8 protein-coding genes are annotated in these 4,049 nt (G+C 39.5%); all 8 read left to right on the top strand.

Annotated elements, in window-relative coordinates; translation table 11 throughout:
* Positions 1 to 149 precede the first annotated feature (149 nt).
* The 8 genes from ABD036_RS18835 (at position 150) to ABD036_RS18800 (ending at position 3,806) form a co-directional block, all read left to right on the top strand.
* Entirely contained in the window at positions 150 to 524 is a 375-nt protein-coding gene (locus ABD036_RS18835) for a hypothetical protein (protein ID WP_343862709.1), read from the top strand.
* A gap of 101 nt (positions 525 to 625) precedes the next feature.
* The gene (locus tag ABD036_RS18830) at positions 626 to 982 is read left to right on the top strand and encodes a hypothetical protein (protein WP_343862707.1); all 357 of its coding nucleotides are present in this window, start codon (positions 626 to 628) and stop codon (positions 980 to 982) included.
* Positions 983 to 1,125: 143 nt separating this feature from the next.
* Positions 1,126 to 1,335, top strand: coding sequence for a hypothetical protein (locus ABD036_RS18825; RefSeq protein ID WP_343862691.1), 210 nt, complete (start codon positions 1,126 to 1,128; stop codon positions 1,333 to 1,335).
* Positions 1,336 to 1,424: 89 nt separating this feature from the next.
* Positions 1,425 to 1,712: a hypothetical protein gene (locus ABD036_RS18820; protein WP_343862705.1), complete on the top strand. Its 288-nt coding sequence runs from the start codon at positions 1,425 to 1,427 to the stop codon at positions 1,710 to 1,712.
* Positions 1,713 to 1,840: 128 nt separating this feature from the next.
* Positions 1,841 to 2,305: a hypothetical protein gene (locus ABD036_RS18815; protein WP_343862704.1), complete on the top strand. Its 465-nt coding sequence runs from the start codon at positions 1,841 to 1,843 to the stop codon at positions 2,303 to 2,305.
* A gap of 118 nt (positions 2,306 to 2,423) precedes the next feature.
* Positions 2,424 to 2,666, top strand: a complete 243-nt coding sequence (locus ABD036_RS18810; RefSeq protein WP_343862702.1) for a hypothetical protein — start codon at positions 2,424 to 2,426, stop codon at positions 2,664 to 2,666.
* Between the two features lie 106 nt (positions 2,667 to 2,772).
* Positions 2,773 to 3,072, top strand: a complete 300-nt coding sequence (locus tag ABD036_RS18805) for a hypothetical protein (protein ID WP_343862701.1) — start codon at positions 2,773 to 2,775, stop codon at positions 3,070 to 3,072.
* Between the two features lie 458 nt (positions 3,073 to 3,530).
* Entirely contained in the window at positions 3,531 to 3,806 is a 276-nt protein-coding gene (locus ABD036_RS18800; protein WP_343862699.1) for a hypothetical protein, read from the top strand.
* The last annotated feature ends 243 nt before the right edge of the window (positions 3,807 to 4,049 follow it).

Here is a 4,049-nt window from a genome sequence, read left to right as displayed (position 1 = left end):
TGGCGGAGGTGGCGGTGACTGTTGAGATTAAACATAACAAGCCAATATACTGGGACGGTTTTTCGCTGGCTGCGGCTCGTTCCTCGCACATTATAGCCAGCTCAAACCGCCCGTAATTGGAGCGTTATATTGCGTAGAGGATTGGAGCAATGAAGCATTTTTCTTTTGTACATTTGGATGATTTAGACCTAGCGTTATTAAATGACCTAGAGTGGAGGTGCGCGCGTCAAGAAACGTTATGTTTAGCTTCGGAAAAAGAATTGATTACATTGCTTAGTTATTTTAATTCGTCATTATCAAGTGAATCTCTACCTAGAATCAATGATGTTGAATTCAGCTATATTTTAAACGAATATCCCACTTCAATGTCAGATGAAAATTTCGATGAATTTTACTCTGCTTGGCTAAATAAAACGAAACGTGAAAATAACATGGACGAATATGGTCAACTGATATGTTTAAACAGTTTTTTGTTGTCCAATAAAAATAGCAAAAAGGTGGTTGTTTTAAGTGAAGCAATATAACAAACCAATCAACCGGACGCCAACTCGCTGGCTGGGTCTCGTTCCTCGCCATTATAGCCAGCAAGTTTGCGCCGTTTATTAGGGGCGTTAGGTGAATACGAGTGTTTGAAAAAGGCTTTAGAAAACTACACTTGTATATGGTTTGTTTGAGCATTGGCGTTATCAGTGGTTATATTGTATTTGTCTTGTTTCCTTTGGTTTTATGGCTATCTGCCGCCTCGCTAACAAGTTGGTATTTCGTTTTACCATTTACCTTGTGGTTAGCATTTATGATTGCCGCAGTTATTTTGGGTTTAACAATTAAATGCCAAAATTGTAAAAAACTGCTTGTTGTTATAACTAACGCTAATCACATTAATAAGAATAAAGGCTGGGTGTTCTGGTTTTTAAAAGACTTGCCACCAACTGTTTTATGCGAACACTGCGAGGCTGTCTATGATAATTCACCTAACAAATGAATTATGTCGTTCGTAAACTCACTGGGACAAATACTCGCTGGCCTTCGGCCAAAACGCTCGTATTTGTCCCATATTCAAAGCGTTATACGTAAAAGACCTGCTTATGATGGGGTCAGAGCCTGAAAACTGTACCTTGAATAAGCGTGATCAGTACCTTGGTCCAGTTGTTCCGGCACATTGAATATGGTATTTCTAAAAGCCGTTTCTCGCCTTTCCTTGAGCAAGCTCAGAGCACCGCGAAACGACTTTTAGAAATAGTAGAATTGAAGGCCGCATGGACAGCGTCTGTCCACAGCATTGGCGGTAAAGTTGTTGAGGGCGTTAGCGCAGGTATTAGACGTATAACAAACTAATGAACCGGACGCTTACTCGCTGGGCATTGTTGTAATGTGGTTACGTTTATTGCTCGTAACCGCCGTTTATTAGAGGCGTTATATCCCAAATGAGACAAGTACTAATATTTTCAATATGGGCTTTAATTTTAACTTTGCTAATTTCGTATTTTGGTGAGGTATCTCTGGCTTTTAGCTTTGCTTGTGTAACTGTATTTGCTTCCGTAGGTCACTTAATTTCATTAGATGATGATTTCAAGGGAGGTTGGGGTAATCCTGAAGGTGACCGAAGTATTGTTCTGAAGTCAATTTTGGAGTTAGTTGCTAAAATCGCTTTTTCAGTTTTGACATGGTGGGTTGTTTTATCGTTTCCTTCAGTTAACCAGTATGGGATATAACAATCCAATTAATCCGCTCCCTTCGGTCACTGGGACAAAAACTCGTTGGCTTTCCTTCGTGCCTCGGTCATTATAGCCAACAAGTTTTAGCCCATTATTGGGGCGTTAGGTGTAACTTTGGAGTCGTTTTGAAAGGTTGGGAATGGAGGTTTTTATCTTGGTGGGGAAAAAAGGGAGGTTTTTTCTTATTTTTCCTGTGTTTTGGTTTGATGGTATTCGTTCTATTATTTGGAAACTACCCCCAATGGGAATATCAAAATAAACGTAAAACTATTTCCGAGTATTTTTCTGCTGATGGAGAGGAAAATTTGAAACTCTCTTACTTTACTGACCAAGGCGATATATTTTATTTGAAATTCAGATATCAAGACGGTTATGTTTTCAAAGATCAGCTGTCTAAGAGACCTAACCAAGATGCAATTTTGAAGAAATACAAAGCTGTTATTCTGAATAAAATATGTCTGTCGGAAGAATTAACTGATCGATTGCATAGTGGTCAAAGGATATCTGTTGATTTAATCGACGGTGATCGTGAATGGGGTGTATCGCAGCTTTTTAACATGTTTATAAACTATGATAGATGTTACACCTAACAAACCATTCAACCGGACCCAAACTCGCGGCCATTGTTCGTGCCTCACAAAGTGTAGGCCACAAGTTTGTGCCGTTTAATAGGGGCGTTAGACGGCATGTTACATAAGGAACACTAGCATGGGTGAAGGCTTTATTGTGGTAATTCCTGTGACATTGTTGTCTTTGGCTATTTTAATTACTTGGTTTTTTAAAGGTAGGGGTTCTAATCAGGTTAAATGGATCTCTTTAGCTGTCTACGTCTTTGTTGGGTTAGCTTTGTTTGCGCTTTTCGACAACTTTTTCTCGTTGTTGTGGTTAATGTTGGTAGGATTTATTCTTCCAATATTGTTCAGTTACTTTAAAGATCGCAATGCCGTCTAACAATCCAATCAACCTGACACAAACTCGCGGCCATTGCTCGTGCCTCACAAAGTGTAGGCCACGTGTTTGTGCAGTCTATTAGGGGCGTTAGGCCTGAATGAGTAACATGAATATTTACGTAGCTGTTTTTTCTTTCTTGGTAGGTTGCTTGGCTTGTTTACCGCTATTCAAATATTTGCTTTCTGCGGTCTCAGGTAATGCTGGTGAATTTACGGAGGGTTATAAAAGGGTAAAAGGCCGTCATCCAGTTGAGGATGCTGTATCAAATTATAGAAACGACTCTGTAGTGGATTCATTTACAACTGCAAGCTTCGTAGTTTTAATTCTACCTTGCATACCAGCATCTTTCTTGGCTATACCGATTTATTTTTTAATTATTTGGGGTTTAGGTTTGTTTGCGTTATAGGCCTAACAATCCAATCAACCTGACACAAACTCGCGGCCATTGTTCGTGCCTCACAAAGTGTAAGCCACGTGTTTGTGCAGTCTATTAGGGGCGTTATACGGATTTCTTTTAAGGGTTAAACGATATTTGGGATTGGTAGTAACAGCCTAGTGTTGTCGCTCTTTTTCAAAACGTATTCGTTCTCTTTTTGCCAGTTTCAACATTAAGCGTTAACGGGCCTTTTCATCGTTTCAGTTGTCATAGTTCTGTTAGGTAACTTAAAAAGTTATCGCTTTTTTCAGCGATTCGATTGTAGTATTTGGTTTAGTAATTTTAATCGTGGGCTTTGTCAGTATGTGTTCTCCGTATAACAATCCAATCAACCTGACACAAACTCGCGGCCATTGCTCGTGCCTCACAAAGTATAGGCCACAAGTTTGTGCAGTCTATTAGGGGCGTTATATTGCAGGAGGCAAAATATGGGTGATTTAATTGCTTTTCTTATGGTTATACCAGTATTCGCTCTTATATCAACTGCGTTCCACTATTGGCTTCATAATCGTATTTTAGCTATTCTTATTCCGACTTTTGCAGTTCCATTTATATTGCCTCTAATTGACTATTTTATGTTGGGAAGGATCGACCCATTTACGATAGATGCTATGTTGAATGCCGCCATAATGATGTTAATAATATCATGGTTAGTATCTATTCCGTTCAAAAAGCACAGAGAGAATAATGGAAAAGGGGTGTGACATATGCAATATAACAAACACATTATGTTCATTCGCTCTGCTCATTGGGACGCATACTCGCTGGCTCGGCTCATTCTTCGCAAGTATAGCCAGCAAGCTTGCGCCCCATATGTGAAGCGTTATACGGATTTCTTTTAAGGGTTAAACGTTGTCTGGGTTTGCTGGTAACAGCCTGGCTTTATTGCTCATTTTCAAACTGTATTCGCTCCTTTTTTGCCAGTTTCTACTTTAAACGTTAACGGG

This window comes from Aliiglaciecola litoralis (genome assembly GCF_039523355.1).
GTDB classification, from domain to species: domain Bacteria; phylum Pseudomonadota; class Gammaproteobacteria; order Enterobacterales; family Alteromonadaceae; genus Aliiglaciecola; species Aliiglaciecola litoralis.
Note: the sequence above shows the minus strand (reverse complement) of the source record. Positions and strands in the feature narration are given on the sequence as shown.

Bases quoted from the DNA above. Each gene is read 5' to 3' on its own strand.
- ABD036_RS18835 (WP_343862709.1), top strand. From the start codon at position 150: ATGAAGCATTTTTCTTTTGTACATTTGGATGATTTAGACCTAGCGTTA.
- ABD036_RS18820 (WP_343862705.1), top strand. From the start codon at position 1,425: ATGAGACAAGTACTAATATTTTCAATATGGGCTTTAATTTTAACTTTG.
- ABD036_RS18810 (WP_343862702.1), top strand. From the start codon at position 2,424: ATGGGTGAAGGCTTTATTGTGGTAATTCCTGTGACATTGTTGTCTTTG.
- ABD036_RS18805 (WP_343862701.1), top strand. From the start codon at position 2,773: ATGAATATTTACGTAGCTGTTTTTTCTTTCTTGGTAGGTTGCTTGGCT.
- ABD036_RS18800 (WP_343862699.1), top strand. From the start codon at position 3,531: ATGGGTGATTTAATTGCTTTTCTTATGGTTATACCAGTATTCGCTCTT.